The sequence below is a fragment of the Vreelandella zhanjiangensis DSM 21076 genome (genome assembly GCF_000377665.1).
Taxonomy (GTDB): domain Bacteria; phylum Pseudomonadota; class Gammaproteobacteria; order Pseudomonadales; family Halomonadaceae; genus Vreelandella; species Vreelandella zhanjiangensis.
Map to the genome: position 1 here is coordinate 136,454 of NZ_KB898647.1, position 22,277 is coordinate 158,730.

At 55.6% G+C, this 22,277-nt stretch carries 16 protein-coding genes; 7 read left to right on the top strand and 9 right to left on the bottom strand.

Annotated elements, in window-relative coordinates; translation table 11 throughout:
• Positions 1 to 10 precede the first annotated feature (10 nt).
• The 8 genes from D467_RS0104845 to D467_RS0104885 form a co-directional block, all read right to left on the bottom strand.
• On the bottom strand, positions 11 to 610 hold the full coding sequence (locus D467_RS0104845) for a DUF2934 domain-containing protein (protein ID WP_018916383.1): 600 nt from the start codon (positions 608 to 610) through the stop codon (positions 11 to 13).
• A gap of 17 nt (positions 611 to 627) precedes the next feature.
• Entirely contained in the window at positions 628 to 3,462 is a 2,835-nt protein-coding gene (gene treY / locus D467_RS0104850) for a malto-oligosyltrehalose synthase (RefSeq protein ID WP_018916384.1), read from the bottom strand.
• The gene (malQ, locus tag D467_RS0104855; RefSeq protein WP_018916385.1) at positions 3,455 to 5,596 is read right to left on the bottom strand and encodes a 4-alpha-glucanotransferase; all 2,142 of its coding nucleotides are present in this window, start codon (positions 5,594 to 5,596) and stop codon (positions 3,455 to 3,457) included. Before malQ ends, treY begins: the two co-directional genes overlap by 8 nt.
• Positions 5,593 to 7,437, bottom strand: a complete 1,845-nt coding sequence (gene treZ, locus D467_RS0104860) for a malto-oligosyltrehalose trehalohydrolase (RefSeq protein ID WP_018916386.1) — start codon at positions 7,435 to 7,437, stop codon at positions 5,593 to 5,595. Before treZ ends, malQ begins: the two co-directional genes overlap by 4 nt.
• 15 nt (positions 7,438 to 7,452) lie before the next feature.
• The gene (glgA, locus tag D467_RS0104865) at positions 7,453 to 9,144 is read right to left on the bottom strand and encodes a glycogen synthase GlgA (RefSeq protein WP_018916387.1); all 1,692 of its coding nucleotides are present in this window, start codon (positions 9,142 to 9,144) and stop codon (positions 7,453 to 7,455) included.
• Positions 9,145 to 9,679: 535 nt separating this feature from the next.
• Positions 9,680 to 10,612, bottom strand: coding sequence for a LysO family transporter (locus tag D467_RS0104875; RefSeq protein WP_018916389.1), 933 nt, complete (start codon positions 10,610 to 10,612; stop codon positions 9,680 to 9,682).
• 16 nt (positions 10,613 to 10,628) lie between these two features.
• Complete coding sequence (locus tag D467_RS0104880; RefSeq protein WP_018916390.1) at positions 10,629 to 11,345, bottom strand: hypothetical protein; 717 nt, start codon at positions 11,343 to 11,345, stop codon at positions 10,629 to 10,631.
• Positions 11,346 to 11,655: 310 nt separating this feature from the next.
• Complete coding sequence (locus tag D467_RS0104885) at positions 11,656 to 12,591, bottom strand: 2-hydroxyacid dehydrogenase (protein WP_018916391.1); 936 nt, start codon at positions 12,589 to 12,591, stop codon at positions 11,656 to 11,658.
• Between the two features lie 138 nt (positions 12,592 to 12,729).
• On the opposite strand from D467_RS0104885, the gene D467_RS0104890 reads away from it, so the two are divergent.
• The 4 genes from D467_RS0104890 to D467_RS0104905 all read left to right on the top strand — a co-directional run bounded on the left by D467_RS0104890 (position 12,730) and on the right by D467_RS0104905 (position 16,656).
• Positions 12,730 to 13,740: a DNA topoisomerase IB gene (locus D467_RS0104890; protein WP_018916392.1), complete on the top strand. Its 1,011-nt coding sequence runs from the start codon at positions 12,730 to 12,732 to the stop codon at positions 13,738 to 13,740.
• 164 nt (positions 13,741 to 13,904) lie between these two features.
• A complete protein-coding gene (gene doeA / locus D467_RS0104895; RefSeq protein WP_018916393.1) occupies positions 13,905 to 15,104 on the top strand; it encodes an ectoine hydrolase DoeA in 1,200 nt (399 codons plus the stop codon).
• Between the two features lie 50 nt (positions 15,105 to 15,154).
• Positions 15,155 to 16,171, top strand: a complete 1,017-nt coding sequence (doeB, locus tag D467_RS0104900) for a N(2)-acetyl-L-2,4-diaminobutanoate deacetylase DoeB (protein WP_018916394.1) — start codon at positions 15,155 to 15,157, stop codon at positions 16,169 to 16,171.
• An 8-nt stretch (positions 16,172 to 16,179) separates the two neighbouring features.
• On the top strand, positions 16,180 to 16,656 hold the full coding sequence (locus tag D467_RS0104905) for an Lrp/AsnC family transcriptional regulator (RefSeq protein ID WP_018916395.1): 477 nt from the start codon (positions 16,180 to 16,182) through the stop codon (positions 16,654 to 16,656).
• Between the two features lie 75 nt (positions 16,657 to 16,731).
• On the opposite strand, the gene D467_RS0104910 is transcribed toward D467_RS0104905, so the two are convergent.
• Positions 16,732 to 17,898, bottom strand: coding sequence for a GGDEF domain-containing protein (locus D467_RS0104910; RefSeq protein ID WP_244147803.1), 1,167 nt, complete (start codon positions 17,896 to 17,898; stop codon positions 16,732 to 16,734).
• Positions 17,899 to 18,330: 432 nt separating this feature from the next.
• Here D467_RS0104910 and D467_RS0104920 point away from each other — a divergent pair, with 432 nt between their 5' ends.
• From D467_RS0104920 to D467_RS0104930, 3 genes are all read left to right on the top strand, one after another.
• Positions 18,331 to 19,827, top strand: coding sequence for an NAD-dependent succinate-semialdehyde dehydrogenase (locus tag D467_RS0104920; protein WP_018916398.1), 1,497 nt, complete (start codon positions 18,331 to 18,333; stop codon positions 19,825 to 19,827).
• Positions 19,828 to 20,023: 196 nt separating this feature from the next.
• Positions 20,024 to 21,457 (top strand): aminotransferase, encoded by a 1,434-nt coding sequence (locus tag D467_RS0104925; RefSeq protein WP_018916399.1) that lies wholly within the window; start codon positions 20,024 to 20,026, stop codon positions 21,455 to 21,457.
• Positions 21,458 to 21,569: 112 nt separating this feature from the next.
• A complete protein-coding gene (locus D467_RS0104930) occupies positions 21,570 to 22,247 on the top strand; it encodes a haloacid dehalogenase type II (protein WP_018916400.1) in 678 nt (225 codons plus the stop codon).
• The last annotated feature ends 30 nt before the right edge of the window (positions 22,248 to 22,277 follow it).

Genomic DNA, 22,277 nt, shown 5'->3' on the forward strand with positions numbered 1-22,277 from the left:
CGTGGTCGCTTTATTTCCGCTCGCTTGGTTTCTTCGCTTTGGTCGCGGTTTTCTTGGTCACTGTTTTAGTGGGCTCGGATTTTCCTGATCCGGCCGTCTTTTTGGGCTGAGCGCGTGTTGATTTCTTGGCCGGTGGAGGGGCGTCAGCCTCGTCAGTAGCGGTTAGCGCCTCGCTGCTACGACGCGGGCGCTGGGCGCGTTTTACAGTGGCGGACTCTTCCGGCATTGGCTCCATTGAGCCGGCTGCCTCGTCGGGTGTAGGTTCCTGGGGCGGGTGGCCACGGTCCTGGACAGGCACGTCCTGGCCTACCGTTATATCGTCGCGAAAGGGGGCTTCATCGAATGACAGATCGCCATCGGGATCCTCAAGCGGTAGACGGTTCTCCTGAATGCCCATTTCATCCTCTTCCAGAGGCAGGTCATCCTCTAAAATGGGCGCTTCGTCGATCGGTTCGCCCACTTCGTCAAGCTCGGCTTCGTTGCCTGCCGCCTGTTCGGCAGCCACTATCTTGATCGCTCTATCCCAGTGTTTTTGCTGTTGCCCTTCGGGGCGCCCTTCAGCTTCCCAAATGCTGTAGGCCAATTGACGTACGCGTTCTTCGTCAGTCATCTCAGCTCTCCCTATGCCTATTTCGATAATTCACTATGTGGATGGAAGGGCGGGGCTTCAGTGCTGCTGTCCATGTGGTCAGCGCGCAGGAAAACTCCCACGGGTAGCTCAGCAAGCAGGCTGGCAACAGAAATGCCGGCGCTGCCTGCTTCCAGGGTTGCCTCGGTTAAAACGCTTCGCCAGCAGCCTGGGTCCGGTTGCAGGCACGTGTCCTCCCAGCGTTCTTGTGGAATATGCGGCCTGTCGGTGTTATCCAGCAGGTTGGCGGTGAGTCGGGGGACCACCACCAGTAATTGGTAGCCGGTATAGCGGCGGGTGAAGGCCACCACGTGATTGTCACGTTCGCCGTCTGCCATAAGCGGGCGATAATCGCCTTGGGCGAACAGCAGCGGATGGCGTTGGCGAAGCTTGAGCAACCGGGCAATGATTGCTTGTTTTACTCGACCATCACGCCAGGTGCGCAGGGCCTCGGCGGGTGGCAGCGACTGATCAAGTCCTGCTTTACGCAGGCCGTAGTCGACTGGGCGGCGGTTATCCGGATCTACCAGACTGTAGTCCCAGAACTCGGTTCCCTGATAAAGATCCGGCACGCCGGGTACGGTTAGGCGCAGTACCGTCTGTACCAAGCCGTTAATGGTGCCCGGAAGGTCGAGAGAGCGCGCAGCTGCGGCGATCGAATCCCGCAAGGGCGCTGTGGTCAGCAACCCTTCTAAAAATGTGCGGCAGGCCGATTCGTAAGCCTCGTCGGGCCACAGCCAGTGGCTACGCAGCTTGGCTTCGCGCAGGGCTTTTAACTGCCACTCGGCGAGTCGCTGATTAAAGTGCTCAAGCGCCTCATCGTCCTGTGGATCGAGCGTTGGCGACCAAGCGCCCAGCAAAATCTGATAGAGAATCAGCTCGTCGCCCGGTGAGGGCGCAAGCCCCTCAGGCAATGACTGGCGCAGCGGTGCGGCCATTTTCCGCCAACGCTCAACTTGGCTTGTAAACATCACCGCGTGCTCACTCAGTGCGGCAAGCCGGGCACGTACATCTTCGCCTCGCTTGTGGTCGTGGGTAGCGGTGGTCAGCATGGAGCCAGGGAAGTCGCGGGCACGCCGGGCATTCGCCTTATGGAAGTGCTCGGCGGAGTGGCTAAAGTGCTCCCCATCAAAGCCCACGTCGTTACGCGAAATCAGTGCCGCACTGCGATACCCGGCGGTATCTTCCACCGCCTTGGCGGCCACCGGCGAAGTAAGCTGTTGAAAGCGGGTAATCGCGCGCTGACGCAGCTGGCGCTCGTTATCCTTGGCGCCATCACGCGGTGCCTCACCCCCTAGCCAACGCTCAAGCGCTTCAAGAACGCCAATGTCCGGCGGGTTAAGCGCTTGGCGTGCACTTTGCATTGCCTGGGTAAAGAAGGGTTGATCGGCATCGGGGCGGCCGGTGTCATCGGCATAAGTGCGGTAGATAGGGAAGTGGACAATCAACGCTTCCAAGGCACGGCGAATCGCGGCCAGAGTAATATCACGGCTGCTTAATTGAGCACGCGCGACAGCATGCAGGGCACGGGCGCAGGCCGAAAATTCGCTGGCCAGCAAGGAAGCAAGTATCTCGCGTCTGGCCAGGCGCACTTCGGCAGAAAAATCAGGATTACGACCACTGACTTCATGCCATAGTTGGCGTAGGGGAGCGGCGCTTGCGGGGTCGTGCTGTATTCCCGAGACCTCGTTCATGAATTCATAGCCGCTGGTGCCATCTACGCCCCAGTCAGTATGCAGCGTCTCTCCATCGCCCAGAATCTTTTCTACATACAAGGTGACATTGCGCGGCGCATCTGCCGGGCGTTTTTCCTCTAGCGCATCCAGGTGCTGGCGCAGGCGCAGGCAGTAACCCCGCGGGTCGGCCAGCCCATCAACGTGGTCTATTCGCAGGCCGTCGACCCAGCCTTCCTCGACCAGACGTAATGGCAGGGCGTGTACGGCCTCAAAGACTTTTGGGTCTTCAATGCGTAGCCCGCCCAGTTCGGTCACGTCGAAAAAACGCCGCCAGTTAATCTCATCAGATGCGGTGCGCCACCATGCCAAGCGGTAGTGCTGACGTTCCAGCAAGGCATGAAGCCTAGTAGCAGCGTTATTACTTGCACCATTGAACAGTTTCATGACGGCGCTGAGCGACGCCTGGGCCGCGGGTGATTCCAGCACCTTGTTTAACTGGCGACGCGCATCCTGGGTAGACGTGTAAGCGTCTTCGTCTTGCTGTAGGGCTTCAAAAAAAGCCGCCTGCTCATACAGCGCGTTGTGCTCGGAAAAACGCAGTATGTCGCCGTAGTGACGCGGGTCGATGGGAAAACGGTGCTCGTGATAATCGACGTGAAAGCTTGCCGCCTCGGCGTCGTAGTCCAGCGTCAATTCGCCTGAGTTGAGTACTTCGGCATAGGCGGCGCCAAGAAACGGCACGAGCAGTTTGCCGTTAAGCGTGGGGTCAGCGTTGTTGATATCAGGATGCCAGTCGATATCGAAGAACCCGGCGTAGGGGCTATCGCCACCCCAGGCCAGCACATCTTGCCACCAAAGGTTTTCCGAGCCGCCCACCGCCAAGTGGTTGGGCACAATATCCAGAACCAATCCCATATGGTGGGCGCGCAGCCGGGAAACCAGGCTTTTCAGAGCGGCCTCACCGCCCAGTTCAGGGTCGATGCGAGTGGGGTCAACGCCGTCGTAGCCATGCGGGGACCCCGCGCGTGACGCCTGCAGCGGTGAGGCATAGATATGGCTGATGCCTAAAGCAGCATAGTAGTCTACCCAGCGTTCGGCGTCCGCCAGCGTAAAATCGCGATGAAACTGGAGCCGAAGCGTTGCACGAATCTCATTCATGAGTCGGCCTCCCAAACAGGGCAGATTGTGAGGTCGGTTCTTTTAGCTCGCCGCTGCGCGAAAGCGCCAGTGTGCCAAGCCGTTGATGAACTTCGTCGGATGCCAGCAGGTCGCTGGCATCGGTTGCCCAGCGACGGCGCCAATTCGGATGCTCAGCCGTGCTGTTGGGCAGGTTGGCCTGCTCTTCAAGCCCCAGAACATCCTCTACCGGCAGGAGTACCAGCGGCGCAGAGGTGCCGCCCAGATGGCGGACACAGGCATCGAGCACCTGCGAGGCGGGAATGTCGGCAGCTTCCAGGGTCTGGGTGGTTGGTTTACTGCCCAGCAGCCCAAGCGTTGTGGCAAGCTTGGCCCGCTCATGACGGCGGGCCTGTTGCTCGCCCTCCAAGCTCTGGTTAGCCTTGAACAATCCAAGGCGGTCACGCCATTCAATATCGCGGCCCGCCCACCAGCCAGCTACAGTGGGCAGGTCATGGGTCGAGGTAGTGGCCAGCGCATCGGGAGACCACTGGCTGGCGGCAAGGTAGTTGTTGTCTTCATCTTGCTCGAACCACAGCACCTGCATACCCAATATGCCGCGCGCGGCCAGAAGCTTGCGAAAGCCCGGCGCCACGGTGCCAAGGTCCTCACCAATCACGATGGCGCGATGACGCCAGGACTCCAATGCCACTAGGCGAAGCATGTCGTCCAATGGATAAAGCAGGTAGCCACCCTCAGTGGCGGGGGCGCCCTGGGGCACCAGCCATAGGCGCATCAAGCCAAGAACGTGATCAATTCGCAGCCCACCGGCGTGGGCAAAGGCACTACGTAACATATCGATAAAGCTACGAAAACCCGAGCGTTTCAGACCGAAGGGCGAAAAGGCAGCCAGCCCCCAGTTTTGCCCCTGGCCGTTAAACAGATCAGGGGGCGCGCCGATGGAGACGCCTTCCAGCATATCTTCCTGGCGGCTCCACGTTTGGCTACCCGCGGCGTCGGCGCCCACGGCTAAGTCAGCAATTAAGCCTATTGCCATGCCGTTTTCGCGAGTAGCGTACTGGGCGCACGATAGCCCTTCAGCGACTAGCCACTGCAGAAAGACGTGAAAACCTATTTCGTGGGCGCGGGTCTCGGCAAAGCGAGCCACTTCCGGGCTGGCAGGATCGCGAAGGGCTGCCGGCCAGTCACGCCAGTTGCTGGGTCCGAACTCGCGTTGCAGGGCCTCAAAACGGCAGTGATCTTCCAGTAAATCACCTCCCGTCTGACGAAATTTGTGCATTTTCTGGCGCAGGGCTTGAGTAGCTTCATCCTCGCAAGCCATGAAATCATCGTATAGAAAGCGCAGCCAGGAGAGCTTGGCCCGCGCCGCATCAATCCAGTCGAGTAAATCGTCGGCTTCCAGGCGGCTAAGTTCTGCCTGCAGCCCATTGCGTGCCTGGGCAGCGCGAACGCGGTCTTCGCCGAATAGCGTTTCCGGCGCGCTATACAGCACATTGTTAAGAAGCCGCGTGGAGGGCGAGTAGGGGCTGTAATTGTCAGGGTTAACGCTGAACATGGCATGCGTAGGGCTAATGGCCAGCGCATCCGCGCCAAGCTTTGCTGCCGGGGCGATAAAGTTTTCCAGCGCCAGAACATCGCCAATACCGCCATCGCCCGTGCGGCGCAGAGCATAAAGCTGGGCGGCCAGGCCCCATAAGCGGGGCGTGGGCTCACCACTAGCTCCATTAGGAAAGAAGCACCGCTGCGGCGCGACTGCCAGAGTCAGTTGGGTATCGGCAATATGCAACTGGTGATAACCAATTTCTGCGACACCGGGCAGCGTGCCGTCGCGGTCGAGCGAGCCCTCTACGCGGCTGCCTTGCTCAAGCATCAATATAAACGCCGTGCCGGGGGCCAGCGGGGATGGCAACGTGATCGGCGTTTCAAGATCAGCGGTGATCAGCGGTGGCCACTCGGAAGGGCTTTCCGGGGCATGCAGGCGCTTAAGGCGCTGCAGGCTTTCATCCAGCGCCGCTTCACTCTCGGTTGAAAACCCGAGTACTTCCAGCAGGGTGCGTTGAACCGACTCAGACAACTGGCACGGTTCACCGTCGCTATTTTCCCATTCGAGCAATAACCCGGCCGCTTCAGCAAGCTGGGTAAGTTTATGGTTCATCGGCTTGCCTCACTGTTACCCAGCCCATCCAGCAGCCACACGGCAGCAGCACCCGAGGGCAGGCGGCCACTGCGTGTAGTCGATGCCACTCCTTCGTGCGTTTCATATAAGCACTGCTCGGCAAGCAGCAGTTGAGTGCTGGAATCGGATAAGGCGGTTGGCTGGTTGCCTAAATTAAGCGCTATTACCAGTTGGGAGCCGTCGTTCATCTGCCAGCGGGCCAGCACGGCCTTGTCGCCGATGGCGTCAGCTCCTAATGCTCGTGCGCCTTTCAAGCGAGGAACGATATGCTGATGGCGGAGTGCCAACAGGGTGCGATAGCGTTCCAGGTACGCGGCATGGGGAGCCGTTTCGCGGGCGTCAAAATCGGGGATTGACGCCTCGAATGTGCTCAGGGCATTGGGATCAGGTATACGCTCGCGGGCCTTTTCATCCTGGAAAGCGCTGAAGTCGGCAAACTCAGCCCGGCGTCCTTCGCGAACCGCCTGGGCGAGTTCTTCTTTATGCTCAGTGAAGAATAAAAAGGGCTGAGTAGCGCCCCACTCTTCGCCCATGAACAGCAAGGGCACCTTGGGCGAAAGCAGCAGCAGCGTTGTGGCGGCCGCTAGGGCGTCGGGGTCTGCAAGATGACTTAATCGCTCGCCAAGAGCGCGGTTACCGGTCTGGTCGTGGTTTTGTAGAAACGCCACAAAGGCTGTGGGAGGCAAATGAGCGCTAGTTTCGCCGCGAGTGTGGCCATGGCGTGTCTGCGCGCCCTGATAGATAAACCCTTCGCTTAAGCAGCGGGCCAACCGGGCCGTAGCATCATCAACGAAATCGCTGTAATAGCCCTCGGTTTCCCCGGTCAGAAGCACATGAATAACGTTGTGCCAGTCGTCATTCCACTGGGCGCTAAACTGCTGAGCATTGAGTAGGCTGGCGGTATTACCTTCGTTTTCAAGCACTAGATGGACATGCCGCTCAGGCGCTATCCGGGTGCGTACGGTTTGTGCCAGCTCGACCAGAAAGTCCTGCTCGCTGATGGCATGCACGGCATCGAAGCGAAGCCCGTCCAGGCGGTACTCTTCAAGCCACATCAAGGCGTTGTCGATAAAATAGCGGCGCACCTGGGGCTGACGAAAATCGATGGCAGGGCCCCAGGGCGTGGCGATGTCTTCACGAAAAAAAGTGCTGGCATAGCTTGCCAGGTAGTTGCCGTCGGGGCCGAAGTGGTTATACACCACATCGAGAAATACCATCAGGCCCAGGCCATGGGCTTCATCGATCAGGGCTTTCAGCTCATCCGGGCTGCCGTAGGAGGCTTCCACTGCGTAGGGCAGCACGCCGTCGTAACCCCAGTTGCGTGCGCCGGGAAACTCCGAAACCGGCATCAGCTCGATGGCAGTAATGCCCAGCTCAGCAAGGTAGGGTAGGTGTTGGCGAACGCCTTCAAAGCCGCCCAGCGTGCCGACATGCAGCTCGTAAAGCACCGTTTCATGCCAGGGGCGCCCTTGCCAGCCTTGGTTACGCCAATGATAGTGGTTTGGGTCAATCACTACGCTAGGTCCGTCGATATCACCAGCCTGAGCGCGGGCAGCAGGGTCGGGTATCAGGCTGTCCTGATCGTCGCCATCACTGAATACACGATAGCGGTAGTGAGCGCCGTGGCCGCAGGCAAGCTCGGCGGCAATATACCCGTCATCGACTTTCACCATGGTGGCGCTGGGCAGGTCTTCAACCTCTACATCGACCCGACGAGCGTCCGGCGCCCAGAGTACAAACCGGGTGACTCCTTCCTCGACCCTCTGAGCGCCCCAGGTGGGCTGAAAAACCGTTTCTCGAAACTGAGCCCTGTCAGACATTCCTTGCCGACTCCTTCAGTGAGATAGCGCTGTTTTATATCCTGCTTGTAAAGTGTCCGCCTGCTCCAGAGCCTGCTGGTAAAGCTTGCTGTAAGGCACGATGGATTGCTTCCAATGGTAGCGTCCCGTCATGGCAGCGCCGCGCATGGCGTTGAACAGGTCAGTCGACTTATGGACTGCAAAAGCGCGTTGAATCGCTCGCATGTAGCTGCCGAACTGCATGTCGTCGAACAAGAAACCGGTTACGCCATCTTCAATTGTGTCTGCCAGTCCGCCGGTTCTGTGGGCAATGGGAAGTGAACCAAACCGCTGGGCATACATCTGGCTCAGTCCGCAGGGTTCAAAACGTGACGGCATCAGCAGGAAGTCGCTCCCGGCGAACAGGCAGCGCGCCTGGTATTCGTCGAAACCAATGTATGCAGCGATGGCCCCCTGAAAACGCATGGCCAGCTCACGCAATGCTTCCTCAACATCCCACTCGCCGCTGCCCATAAACACGATCTGACCGCCAGCATCGACAATCGCTTTGGCAGCCTTGATGGTAAGGTCAAGCCCCTTCTGATGGACAAGCCGTGATATCACCACGAATAGGGGGCCTTGGCTCGGCAACAGGCCAAAATGACGGCGGACATGATCGGCATTGGCGCGTTTGCCACGCCAGTCGTTTGAGGAGAAGGCCTGGATCAAGTGGCTATCCGTACGCGGGTCCCAGGAGTCATCGATACCGTTGGGAATACCGCTTAAAAGCCCTTGGTCGGCTTTGCAGCGCAACAGACCATCAAGGCCACAGCCGAATTTAGGCGTAGTGATTTCCTGAGCGTAAGTGGCACTGACCGTGGTGACACGCGAGGCATAGACGATGCCTGCTTTCATGAACGAAAGGTCGCCGTAATACTCGACACCTTCAATATGAAACGCCTCATCGGGAATGCCGAGCGCTTTCAAGCGCGAGGCATTGAAGATGCCCTGATATGCCAGGTTGTGAATTGTGAACACACTTGGAATGGATTGCCCTTGCCAGTGCATATAGGCCGGCGCCAGACCGCACGCCCAATCATTGAGGTGCAATAGCTGTGGCTGCCAATCGAGATTTGCCTCGCCAAGGGCGATATCGGCCGCCGCCCGGGAGAGTCTGGCAAAGCGAATGTCGTTGTCTTGCCAGCCTTTATCCTGACCATCGCCATAGCCACTGGAGCCCATTCCATAGGGCGTGCCTTCCCGGTCATAAAGCTCGGGGCAGAGCAATACATACAGAATCAGCCCATCTTGGCAGGTGATCTTGCCTATATCACACGCGGGCAAATCGGCAAAGGCAGGCAGGTGGCCTACTGGAATAATGTCATACTCGGATTCAAGTATTTCCCGATAGGCAGGAATCAGCACACGCACATCGTGATGCACCGATAGCGCCCTAGGTAAAGCAGATGAAACATCACCTAATCCACCGACTTTAACGAAGTCGGTAATCTCGGTGGTTACAAACAGAATGCGCTGTGGAGAGTCTGGTTTTTTTTTATCGTTTTTAGCGATGACAGTATTATGAGGTTTGCTCGTAATACTGTGATCAGGACAATAGTCAGAAAGTACTTGATGAGAGATATAAGAAGTTTTGACGGCGGTTAACTTCAAGTTTCTGCCAACTTCCTTTAGACTCTCGTCCGGTTCGCTTTTATCGGTAGTAACCTCGCCCAAAGCCACTCCGCCCATGTTCAACCTCCCTGGATTATCATGGTTAATAGTGCCTAATTAGATCATTCATCTTTTCGGTGATTTCCCTGTCTATCCTTCGACAAACCTGCCAACAGGCCTCGTGGTGGAAATCTTTATTAAACTACTTTAGTCGAAAAAGAATACGTTGGTGACATTGCACTCAGCCATAACCTACATCAACTCGATATGTTAGTTAATGGTTAAATAGCCTTAGATAACGTTATCAAACGTCTGATTGAATCTAATAAGCGATTATTATTTATAGCGTTTAAGAGCGATATTAATAAGAGTTAAAAGGTTTTTGCTGAAGTCTGTTTTGCTTATATTTATATTTGTTAAGAAGTCTAAAAGCGTAGTTGGCTGAGTTAAGTGGAAAATATTGTTAATTGTTAAGTTCTGAACCATTACGTGTAACGCCTGAAAATAGAAAAAGCCTGTCCTCTCTGGAAAATATTCACCAGAGAGGTAATGCTTCACTGCCTTTGGTTAAGCGTTGAGTGAGATCATTGTTTTGACGGATGAAACCTGCCACCTATGTTGACAGCGACAAAAAGAACAGAATCAGTGGGGGTGAGAGCAGCGAAAGAATAAACCCGCTAACTACCGCAATGGGTACGCAGTCGACGCCGCCGTGCTGTTGAATCACGGGCAGCGTAAAGTCCATTGATGTCGCGCCACCATAGCCAATAGCAAGGGCGGTGTGGCGATGAATCACCAGCGGAATCAAAATAAACGCCAAGAGTTCGCGGGTAAGGTCGTTAAAAAACGCTACGCCGCCCATCAGCGGTCCTAACTGGTCACCAATTAAGATGGCTGAAAGCGAATACCAGCCAAAGCCAGACGCCATGGCGAGTCCTTCATTCCAGCTAAGCGATAGCAGGGGTGCCGCCGCCAGCCCCGCCAGAAGAGAACTAACGGCCAGTGTGACCGCGATAGCCAGCCCCAGCCGGTTGAGGAGAATTTGCTTAAGCGGCATGCCGGAATTACGTAGCTGACAGCCAATCAGCACCAGCAGCGCATACAGCACCCATTCGGCCATAAAATCGGCCGTGGAAAACAGACTCTCACCCAGCCAGGGGCCCAGCAGCAGACCGGTAATAACGCCACCGGCAACGACGGCCAGCAAAAGTAACGAGCCCTGCATGGCGGCAAGCTTGCTAGTTGGAGCATTTTTAACCACCGGTGAATTGCCCGCTTTTAACGCGACCCGGCGAGACAGCCACCAGAGAGCGGCCAGATTAAACACGGTAGTAATGCTAAACAGCAGTAGCGCATTGCCCCCCAGGCGTGAAAGCTGGCTTGCCAGGTTTTCAAGTCCGGCCAGACTAATCCCCATAAAGAGCAAAATAAGGTAGACCGAGCCACTGACGGCCCGGTTGATAAGTTGCTGCAAAGGAGTAGAGCGAACGCGTATTAAATAACCCACTATCAGGGGTAGAAGAACAATCAGTAATCCAGACAACATCTAAAGTGTAGCTCGTTTAGGGGTTAAATTGAGTAAGCCTGATACGGGTTTGACGGCGCCCCTCCTTGCGGTACTCCGCAGATAGAATCAGGCCAGGCCTATCGGGGTGAAAATTGATTTCCAGGAAACGGTCAGGTTTTTCGATATCGTTTAATACCACCTGCTGAGCCTCGAATTCACCCGCCGGCACGCTCACCGTCTGCAGGCCTGGCACGGAGTAATACTGGAAATGCTCATCACGGCCGCGATGGTCAACGAACTCGATATCGCACGGCGCGCTTTGCGTGCAATTTTCATGGCCCGCGCGACGCGATAGATCTACCAGCGCGGCTTGACGGTCTATGGAGGGAATATCGTCTTCATTCAATTGATAGCTGTCGCCAACGCCTATCAACGAGTAGCTGCTGCTGTACAGCAGCGAGCGTATTGAGTCTTCGCTGACTGAAAAACGGCTGTATTCCTGACCGCGCGCAATGGTCACTGAAAAGCTCATATCGCTTAACCAATGCAGGCCTTCCTGGCTGAGCTTATGGTTAATGGTGGCCGACGGCCAGCCGCGCGTTTCAAGCCTATACTGGGCTTCAAACGGCGTTAGATCCGCAAGCTTGCTGGGCGCTTCTTCGCCCGCGCTTACCTGCAGCGAGAATAACGAAAGGCAGGCGGTGCCCAATAGCGTACGGGCCGATAAAGGAATGACAGAACCCAAAGGGTGCTTTGAGCGGGCTGGTCGCATAGTGACTCTCCTTGTTAGCAAGCGATGCCCAATAAATTGGGCGTTAGGGCAGTGCTAAAGCGTATTTGATCAATGGCCAGGCGGCGGGTTTAGCGCCATTGCCTGGTTGCTTTGCTCTGTTTCCATGTCTCGATATGTCGGCAAATACGTCTGTCTCGCTTTTCCATAGCCTGACATAACCATATCCAAACGCTTTATATGTCTATCTTAACATCGGTTACGTACTGATTCCTGGCGACTGCCTATCATCTACCCAAGAAAACGCCGTGCGCTCTCACCTGACGCGTTCGCTACCCAGGGTTTAAGCATTTTAGTAGCCTTGGTTGGGGTTAACGGTAGTCAGCGTTTCACCTGCCTCAAAGGCATGCAGATAGGAAATAACCTGGTCAATGGCGTCATTTAGTGGGGTTGGGGCCGCCATATGAGGTGTGACTATCACCCGTGGATGCTGCCAAAGAGGATTTCCAGCAGGCAGCGGCTCTTCGCAAAACACATCTAACAGTGCGCCGCGTAGGTGGCCGGGTTGGCTGTTATTACCTAACGCCTCAAGAAGCGCCTGTTCATCAATCAGACTGCCCCGCCCGGGGTTTATCACGCTGGCGCCTTTGGGCAGTTTGGCAAGCCGTTCGGCGTTAAGAATGCCTTGGGTAGCGGGAGTGTCGGGCAGAATAGTGACTACGCTCTGCACCTGGCTAAGCAGCTTATCCAGCCCTTCATCGCCATGCAAACACTGTACGCCTTTAATCGTCTTGGGCGAGCGGCTCCAGCCCAGCACAGGAAAGCCTGCCTGTTGTAGGGCGCTTGCCACATACGCGCCGATGGCTCCTAGACCGAGCACACCCACCGGCCAATCGGCTTTATCAACCACGCGTTGTGGCTGCCATTTGGCGCTGGCTTGCTGAGCGGCGTAGCAGTCCATGCTGCGGTAAAAGTGCAAGACGCCGTAGAGGACATAGTCGGCCATGAGATCGCCCATACCCGCATCGCGCAGTTTCACGATGGGAACATCGGCGGGCAGCCCTGGCGTATTGAGCAAATAATCCACTCCGGCGCCCAGGTTGATGATGCCTTTAAGCTGAGTCTGCTCTTTCAAGAGATGCGCAGGCGCCTTCCACACGGCGAGATAGTCAGCATTTTGTCGCGCCTCTTCGGGAGCATCGCTGGTGACGATCGTCGCGTCAGGTAGCGCTTCAGAAAGGGCCGTGCGCCATTGTTCGGCCTCGTCGGTATGCACAACAATTTTCATCTTGTCTCCTGGCGTGGTGGATTCATCTGTTAACTATCATGGGTGAGGTCGACTGCAGGCTGCAAGTCGTAACATGTCACGATAAAACGCTTCGTTTGGCCTACGCTTAGACGAACATCACGGTAAAGGGAAATTACCATGCCCGAGGCTTCGCTTCGTAAGGTGACTCGCCACCGCAGTGGCAAGGGGTTCACTTATAAAACACCCACAGGAAAGACGTTACGCGATAAGCGCTGGCGGGAATGGATCGATTCGCTAGCCATTCCTCCTGCCTGGCATGAAGTCGAGATCACGCTAAACCGTCGCCATCATATTTATGCGGTAGGGCGTGATGACGCTGGGCGCAAACAGTACATCTATAACCCCAAATGGCGAGAAGCTCGCGAGGCAAAAAAGTTTGATCGTATCGTCGACTTCGCCCAACGGCTGACTACCATGCGGCGTATAACGGGCCAGCATTTAACGCTTGAAGGCCTGCCCCGGGAGAAAGTGTTGGCCTGCATGGTACGGCTGATCGACAGCGCCTACTTTCGGCCCGGCAGTGAACGCTATCGACGGGAAAACGAATCCTACGGGTTAACCACCATGCGCTCCAAGCACCTCACCATTGAGGGCGATGAGCTGATTTTTGATTATCAGGGTAAAAGTGGCCAGCAACAGCATCGGGTCGTCGAGGATGCGAAGCTCGCCCAGGTGGTCGCTGAGCTTGACGATATTCCAGGTTACGAAATCTTTAAGTACTTTGACGAAGATGGCAGCAAGGTGCGTGTCGATAGTGCTGATCTGAACGACTATATCCACGAAGTAATGGGCGAAGCTTTCAGCGCAAAAGATTTCCGCACCTGGGCAGGTACGTCACTTGCCGCATTGGCGCTTGAAGAGCTGGGTATTGGCGAAGATGACAAGGCTAGCCAGAAAAATGTCCGTCAGGCGGTGGAGCGTGTGGCGCAATCGCTAGGCAATACGCCAAGTATCGCTAAGGCCAGCTACATTGACCCGCGGGTGGTCGAGAGTTACCTGGATGGCCGCACCTTGGAGCACTTTCGCCAGCTGGTTAAGAACGAACTTGAAAACGAGCAGCTCATTGGTCCGGATGAACGCGCCGTACTGGAGCTTTTACGCAGCCGTTTGAAAGAACAATTGAACTGAGGGGCATAAAGGTTTTGACCCGCAACCAAGGGGTGGTGCTAGTATCGGGCTAAGACGACATTGGCAAGCCCTCAAGCGGCGGGGCCAGGTCGACCCTCTGGTCCGTTGCTTGGCGTAAAAAAACGCGCACCGGTTCTTGGTGATCTTTGATGGTGAGTTGCCCGATGACTCAGGTTTCCCTGCCTTTTACGCGTGAAGAGTATGCTCAGCGCCTGTGGAAGGTGCGTGCTGAAATGGCCAGCCGCGGTATTGATGTATTGATCGTCAGTGATCCATCTAACATGGCGTGGCTGACTGGCTATGATGGCTGGTCTTTTTATGTACACCAGTGCGTACTGGTGAGCCTTGAGGGCGAGCCGGTATGGTTTGGGCGGCGTATGGATGCCAATGGTGCGCTGCGAACCTGCTGGATCGACCCTGCCAATATTACCTATTACCCGGATTACTACGTTCAGAATCCGGATATGCACCCGATGGATTATCTGGCCCAGTCGATCATGCCTGACCGCGGCTGGCATACCGGCGTGGTGGGCATGGAGATGGATAACTACTATTTCTCTGCCAAAGCCTATCAGAGCCTGCTGCGTGAGCTGCCCCACGCGCGCTTTATAGATGCCAATGCGCTGGTCAACTGGTGCCGGGCGATCAAGTCGCCCCAGGAAATCGCCTATATGCGCATTGCCGGCAAGATTGTTGAAGGCATGCACTCGCGCATTCTGGAAGTTATCGAGCCGGGCCTGCCCAAGAGCAAGCTGGTCTCGGAGATTTATCGGGTGGGGATCGAAGGCTTTGTGGATGAAAACGGCAAAGTACACGGCGGTGATTATCCCGCCATTGTGCCCATGCTGCCGACCGGTAAAGATGCCGCTGCCCCGCATTTAACCTGGGACGATACGCCGTTTCGTGAAGGCGAGGGCACGTTCTTCGAGATTGCCGGGGTGTTCAAGCGTTATCACGCGCCTATGTCGCGTACCGTGTTTCTGGGCCGGCCGCCGACCGACTTTATTCGCGCTGAATCGGCCCTGCTGGAAGGTATCGAAAATGGCCTGGCGGTCGCCAAGCCCGGCAATCGCACCGCCGATATCGCGATGGCCTTGGGCGCTGCCATGGATAAATACGGCTTTGACCGGGGTGGCGCACGGTGTGGTTATCCCATCGGTATCTCCTATCCGCCGGATTGGGGCGAGCGCACCATGAGCCTGCGCCCCTCTGATGAGTCCATCCTGAAGCCCGGCATGACCTTTCACTTTATGCCTGGATTATGGGTGGAAGACTGGGGGCTGGAAATTACCGAAAGCATCCTGATTACTGAAACAGGCTGTGAAACGCTGGCCAATTTTCCACGGCAGTTATTTGTTAAATAATAAGTCGTTAAATGACGATAAGCCGTTAAGCAACTGATTAAGGATTCGTTATGACCCTGCGACCGAGCCCGATTTCCGCGACTGTCGACTTTGATGCTGACGGCGTGCAGCACGGTTTTTTAAAGCTGCCTATCTCCACCGATATTTCGGCCTGGGGGGCGATAATGATCCCGATCACGGTGGTCAAAAATGGTGAAGGCCCGACGGCGCTATTAACCGGCGGTAACCATGGCGACGAGTATGAAGGTATTACTTCACTGCTTAAGCTTGCCAATGCGCTTACCGCAGAGGAAGTGAGTGGCCGCGTCATCATCGTGCCGTGCATGAATACTCCGGCCGTAATGGCAGGCACGCGCACCTCACCCATGGACAAAGGCAACCTTAACCGCAGCTTTCCGGGCGACCCCAACGGCAGCGTAACGCTGCAAATCGCCGACTACTTTACCCGCGTGCTGGTGCCCATGAGCGATGTGGTGCTGGATCTGCACTCGGGTGGCCGCACGCTGGATATTCTGCCGTTCGGCGCTTCTCATGTGCTGGATGACAAGGCCCAGCAGCAGGCCGCGCTGGAAGGCGCCAAAGCGTTTGGTGCGCCTTACGCCATGGTGATGTTTGAGCTGGATGCTGAAAAACTCTTTGATACCGCCTGCGAGCGTCAGGGCAAGGTGTTTGTAGCCACGGAACTGGGCGGCGGCGGCACTTCCACGCCGCAAAGCATGGCGATTACCGAGCGCGGCGTGCGCAACTTCCTGATCCATTACGGGCTAATAGCAGGCGAGGTAGAAATACCTGAAAGCGGGCAGATCTATCTCGATATGCCGGATGCCAGCTGCTACGTGCAGAGCCAGCACTCCGGCGTACTTGAGCTTTGCGTGGCGCTGGGCGATGCCGTGACGAAAGGGCAGGTGTTGGCTTACATTTTTGATATGACCCGCACCGGCAGCGAGCCGGTTGCCTACCGCGCCGAACGCGATGGCATTTTGATGGCCCGGCGCGCGCCGGCACTGGTCAACATGGGGGACACCATTGCGGTGATTGCCGATGTTGTTGATCGCCTGGAGGCGTAGCCCTAGGCATGATGAAACTCGACCGTTTTGATCTTAAAATTCTCGATATCCTCTCCCGTGATGGGCGGATCACCAAGTCCAAGCTGGCCGAGGCAATCAACCTTTCGATCAGCCCCTGTTGGGAGCGCGTCAAGCGTTTGGAAAAGGCGGGGGTTATTCAGGGCTACACAGCGTGTATCAATGCCGATGTACTGGTGCCGCGCAACCCGGTGTGGGTGCAGATTGAGCTTAAAGCGCACAATGCCGAAAGCTTTGCGCGCTTTGAAGCCCTTGTAATGGATACACCAGAGGTCACCGAATGTGTCGCCGTCGGCGGTGGGGTCGATTATCTGGTGAAGTTTGAGGCCCGTACGATTGATAGCTATCAGCGGCTAATGGATAAATGGCTAGTATCCGAAGCGGGCATTGAGCGTTACTTCACCTATATCGTGACCAAGACGGTCAAGCGTGAGCCGCTGCCTGTCGATGTTGACGCATTTCTCTGATCTTAATCATCTGGTTAATGGCGTTTTAGCGGGCGGGATACGCTGAAGTGAGCGCAAGCAGGCTTTAGGGGACCATTATAATATGTTCATGGCCTCACCAGATGCTAATGGGGGGCATGTAGCGCTATGAACATTGTGGCATACCCGGTTACGGCCCTCGCGTTTCGCTTGATAAAGCGCTTCATCGGCCGATTTGATCAAGGTTTGAAGGTTGGTACTGTCGTCTAGCGAGCCATAACACACTCCAACACTGACACTTAGTATGCCGTCTGTGGGCTGATGAGGTATGGCAAGATCAATAATCTGCTGGCGGATGCTCTCTGCTAAGACAAGAGAGCTTTTAAATGAGGATGCCTCATTGTGATGTAAAACCAGAAACTCTTCCCCGCCATATCGGCACACAACGTCGTTAGTATCACAGGCGCTGCGTAGAGCTTCTGCCACTTTACATAGACAGCTATCACCTTGGGTATGACCATAGTAGTCGTTATAAGCTTTGAAATTATCCACATCGATAAGGATGATGGCCACCCTTCTGGACGCGCTGACGTTTCGCTGAAGCGCTTTGGCGTGAAGAGCCAGGGCTCGGCGATTGGCAAGATCGGTAAGAGGGTCAATGCAAGAAAGTCGCTCTAACTCCGCGTTACGAGTGGCTAATTCTTCGCGTAGCTGCTCTACGCTCACTTTTTCCAGATAGAGCCTTAAAGATTCGGCTGAGAAACGATAGTTGGCCATTAACGAAAGCACCAGTACAGGCATCCCTACAGATAGGTGATGGAGAACATACCCGACGCTGGCGCCTTCCAAAAACCAGATGGTGGTATAAAGGCAGGCAAATACAAATAGAGAACCATAAAGACTGTACTCAAACGGGGGGTTAATAACGATGGTGAGCACTAAAAAAAATACCAGCCCCGCGTAAAAATAATTTAATACGTTAGGATCATTGGAGCCGAGAAGAACTACACACCATACGAGGGTGCCCAGGCAAGCTTGGCAAACACCGGCTAGTTCCTTGTGGCGAATAGAAACCGACCACTGATAGTAAGCAAATAGCATAATGGTCGGTGGCCCAACGATTAATCCACGCAACAACACTGAGCGTAAAGTAATATCAGGCAGCAAATTGATATCGACAAGCGTATAAGAGAAATAGAACGTGGCCAGCCAAACGGTAATACGTTTGAGCGAGCGCAGACGCTCATCCTGCCGGTCACTGTCGTATAGGTCGCGCACCGTCACGTTACCGAGACACTGTGAAAGCTGCTGATAATAGGCAGAAAATCGGTACACGGAAAAGGTCTCTCAGCTTACTAAGCCTTAACGTAACTATATTTGTTGAGCAAGTTGGCTCACAATTGTCAGAACTAGAGTCATCTTAGCCGAGTATTATGGTAAGAAACGTTTAAATTTAAAATATCGCGACTATTTACACTCTTTGTAATTTTAGTTTGATAGTGCGTACCGATACGCTTGCACAAGCCAAAAAAAACCACTTCCAAACGCCCGTTGACAAAAAAAGCCGCACGATAAGCACGGGTTTTCAAAAACACTTCGTGCGCTATCTCCCTTACGCTAGGCACATCAAAAAAATTGGCCAAAAGCCGATCTTTTTCAATCGTCAACGCGCAACGGTTTGTCGCCTTTCAGTGGCTTCAACCAGGGGAGGTTCCCATGACCACACTATCGACCACGCTGGTTAAACGCTTGGAAGACCCACGCCTGTTCCGCCAGTACGCCTATGTGAACGGCAAGTGGACACATGGGGAAGGTGGCCGTGAAGAAGCGGTGTATGACCCCGCGACCAATGAAGTCATTGGCCATATCCCGCTGCTTGAAGCCAACCAGATTACCGCCGCGGTCGATGCGGCCGAGGCCGCCTTCGTTCACTGGCGCGCACTGCGTGCTGATGAGCGCTGCGAGCGCCTGCTCGCCTGGTACGATTTGATTCAGGCCAACCGCGAAGATTTGGCGGCTATCATGACGCTGGAGCAGGGCAAACCGCTGCCTGATGCGCGTGGTGAAGTAGAGTACGGTGCAAGCTTTGTGCGCTGGTTCGCCGAAGAAGGTAAGCGCACTTACGGGGAAACTATCCCCAGCCATATTCCCAACGCCTCATTGGGGACTATCAAAGAGCCTGTCGGGATCGCCGCGATGATTACGCCGTGGAATTTTCCGCTGGCAATGATTACCCGTAAAGCGGCGGCCGCGCTGGCTGCTGGTTGCCCGGTGATTGTGAAACCGGCCAATGAGACGCCCTTTTCAGCGCTGGCGCTGGCAGAATTAGCCGAGCGGGCAGGCATACCGGACGGTATCTTTAACGTTGTGCTGGGTGAGCCTGCCGAGGTTTCTAAAATACTGTGCAGCGAGCCGCGCATTCGGGCACTGTCGTTTACCGGCTCCACCCGCGTTGGCCGCCTGTTAATGGAGCAAAGTGCCGGTACCGTCAAACGCCTTTCTCTGGAATTGGGTGGCAATGCGCCGTTTATCGTCGGGCCGGATATGGATCCCAAAGAAGCGGCCTACGCGGCGGTCGCGGCCAAGTTTCAGACGGCGGGGCAGGACTGCCTGGCGGCCAACCGTATTCTGGTGCACGAATCCATTCATGATGCGTTCGTTGCGCAGTTTACCGAACGTATGGCGGCACTAACCGTCGGCAATGGTTTGCAGAGCGAGATCGATCTTGGCCCGCTGATTCATCGCCAGGCGGTAGAGAAGGCCGCCTCGATTGTCGATGATGCGATTTCTCGGGGCGCCACGCTGGTGATGGGAGATCAGAGCCAAGCACCGGGCGAAAACTTCTTTATGCCGGTGCTATTAACGGGCGTAACGCCACAAATGAAAGTCTGGCGGGAAGAGAACTTTGCCCCCGTGGCCGGGATTACCGCTTACTCAAGCGATGAAGAAGTCATCGAGCTTGCTAATGATACCGAGTATGGCCTGGCGGCCTATGTATATACCCATGATATTCGCCGGATATGGAAGCTGATGCGTGCGCTTGAGTACGGCATGGTCAGCGTAAATTCGGTGAAGATGACTGGCCCGCCGGTGCCGTTCGGTGGAGTGAAACAGTCTGGCCTTGGCCGGGAGGGCGGCGCCACCGGTATCGACGAGTATCTCGAAACCAAGTATTACTGCCTGGGCGCGCTGGGTTCGGTCTCGGGGAGCTAGCTGCGCTTCGGCCTGGCGTTGTTGAACCGTCGCCGAGAAATGCTCATGGACAAATGTCCACTCCGCTTTCTCGGCGACGGTTCGCCTAGCCAGACCTTTGCTCGCAGAGCTCCGCTTATTGCATGTAAATTTAAGTCTTATTAATTTTTAAAAACTTTCCTAACAGTAGGAAGGTTTATCGTACAGAGAGAACGTTATGAGCCAACATCAGGACCTGATTGAACGCGACCGCAAAGTCACTTTTCACGCCTCTACCCATCTGCGTGACTTCGCCCATGGCGATGCGCCTGGCCGTGTGATTACCGGCGGTAAAGGCATCAATATTGTGGATAAGGATGGCCGCGAATTTATCGACGGCTTTGCCGGGCTTTACTGCGTTAATATCGGCTATGGCCGTACGGAAATTGCCGAGGCGATTTACAAGCAGGCAATGGAAATCTCCTACTACCACACTTACGTAGGCCACTCGAATGAGCCGCAGATTGCGCTTTCCGAGCGTATTCTGAAAATTGCCGGCATGAACATGTCCAAGGTCTATTACGGCATGTCAGGCTCAGACGCTAACGAAACCCAGCTGAAAATTGTGCGTTACTACAATAACGTGCTGGGCCGCCCGCAGAAGAAAAAGGTCATCTCACGCATGCGCGGCTACCACGGTTCGGGTATTGCTTCGGGCTCACTAACGGGCCTCAAGGCGTTCCACGACCATTTTGATCTGCCTATCGATACCATCCGCCATACCGAAGCGCCGCACTACTACCTGCGGGCAGCCGAGCAGCACGGCATGACCGAGCTTGAGTTCTCGTCTTACTGCGCCGAAAAGCTGGAAGCGATGATTCTTGAAGAAGGCCCGGATACCGTGGCGGCGTTTATCGGCGAGCCGGTATTGGGCACGGGCGGTATTGTACCGCCGCCGGAAGGTTATTGGGACGCGATTCAAGCCGTGCTTGCCAAGTACGATGTGCTGTTGATCGCTGATGAAGTGGTGTGTGGCTTCGGACGTACCGGCTCTGACTTTGGCAGCCACCACTACAACATGAAACCGGATCTGGTCACGATTGCTAAAGGCCTTACCAGTGCTTACCAACCGCTTTCCGGCGTGATTGTGGGTGAAAAAGTATGGCAAGTGCTTGAGCAGGGTACCGGCGAGTTTGGCCCCATTGGCCATGGCTGGACCTACTCTGGCCACGCGCTGGGCTGTGCGGCGGGTATTGCCAATCTGGATATCATCGAGCGTGAAAACCTGGTGGGCAACGCCGCGGAAACAGGCGCTTACTTCCAGGCACAGCTCAAGGCTACTTTTGAAGGCCATCCGCTTTTAGGAGATGTGCGCGGTGTTGGCCTGATGGCCGCGCTTGAGTTTTCGCCCGAGGCGAAACAACGCCTGCACTTTGACCCGGCATTAAAAGTTGGCCCACGCGTGGCGGCAGCGGCGATGGAAGAGAACTTGATTGCTCGCGCCATGCCCCAAGGGGATATCCTGGGCTTCGCGCCACCGCTGACTATCAATCGCGCTGAAGTTGATGACATGATTGGGCGTGCCAAGCGTGCGATCGACCGGGTGGCGGATGAGCTTACGCGTTCAGGCGATCTGAAAAAAGGCCATCAGGAAGCTGCCTTTACGGTTTAATGGATAGGCGCTGACCTTATAAACGCCGCTGCTTATGCAGCGGCGTTTTTGTTTTTGAACAAGGCGGCTATGCTGAACAGAGTGCATGATCGACTGATAGGCAGGAGTGACTATGCAACCGGTATTGGCTTTTGATGTTTACGGCACGCTGATTGATACCCAAGGGGTTACCATCGAGCTTGAACGGCGCCTGACGGATGCCTCCAAGGCGGGCGAGTTCGCTAAGCGTTGGCGGGAGAAGCAGCTGGAGTACAGCTTTCGTCACGCATTGATGGGGGCTTATGTGCCTTTCTCAGAATGCACACGAGAAGCCCTGGTGTTCACCAACCGTACGCTACAGGCGGGGCTTTCCGATAACGACCACGATCACCTGATGGCTATATATGCAGAGCTTCCTGCCTTCCCTGACGTGGTGTCCGCCCTTGATCAGCTACGTGACGCGGGTATCCGCTGCGTGGCGTTTTCCAATGGTACGGTTGAAGCGGTTACACAGCTGCTGACACGTGCGGGGGTAGAAAGCCATATGGACGCGGTGGTGAGCGTGGATGATATCAAGCGCTTTAAACCAGACCCGGCAGTCTATGCGTATCTTCGATCGCAGCTGGAGACGCGCCCTGAGCATACCTGGTTAATTTCCAGCAATCCCTTTGACGTGATTGGTGCAACCCATGCAGGGCTACGCAGTGCCTGGGTGCGGCGTCATTCCGATGCGCCTTTTGATCCGTGGGGGGTCGAGCCGGATATGACGGTGCCTGATTTGGAAACGCTGGCGGAGCGACTGATCGGTTAGGTTGGTATCCCGTTCCTGAAGCCGCATAAT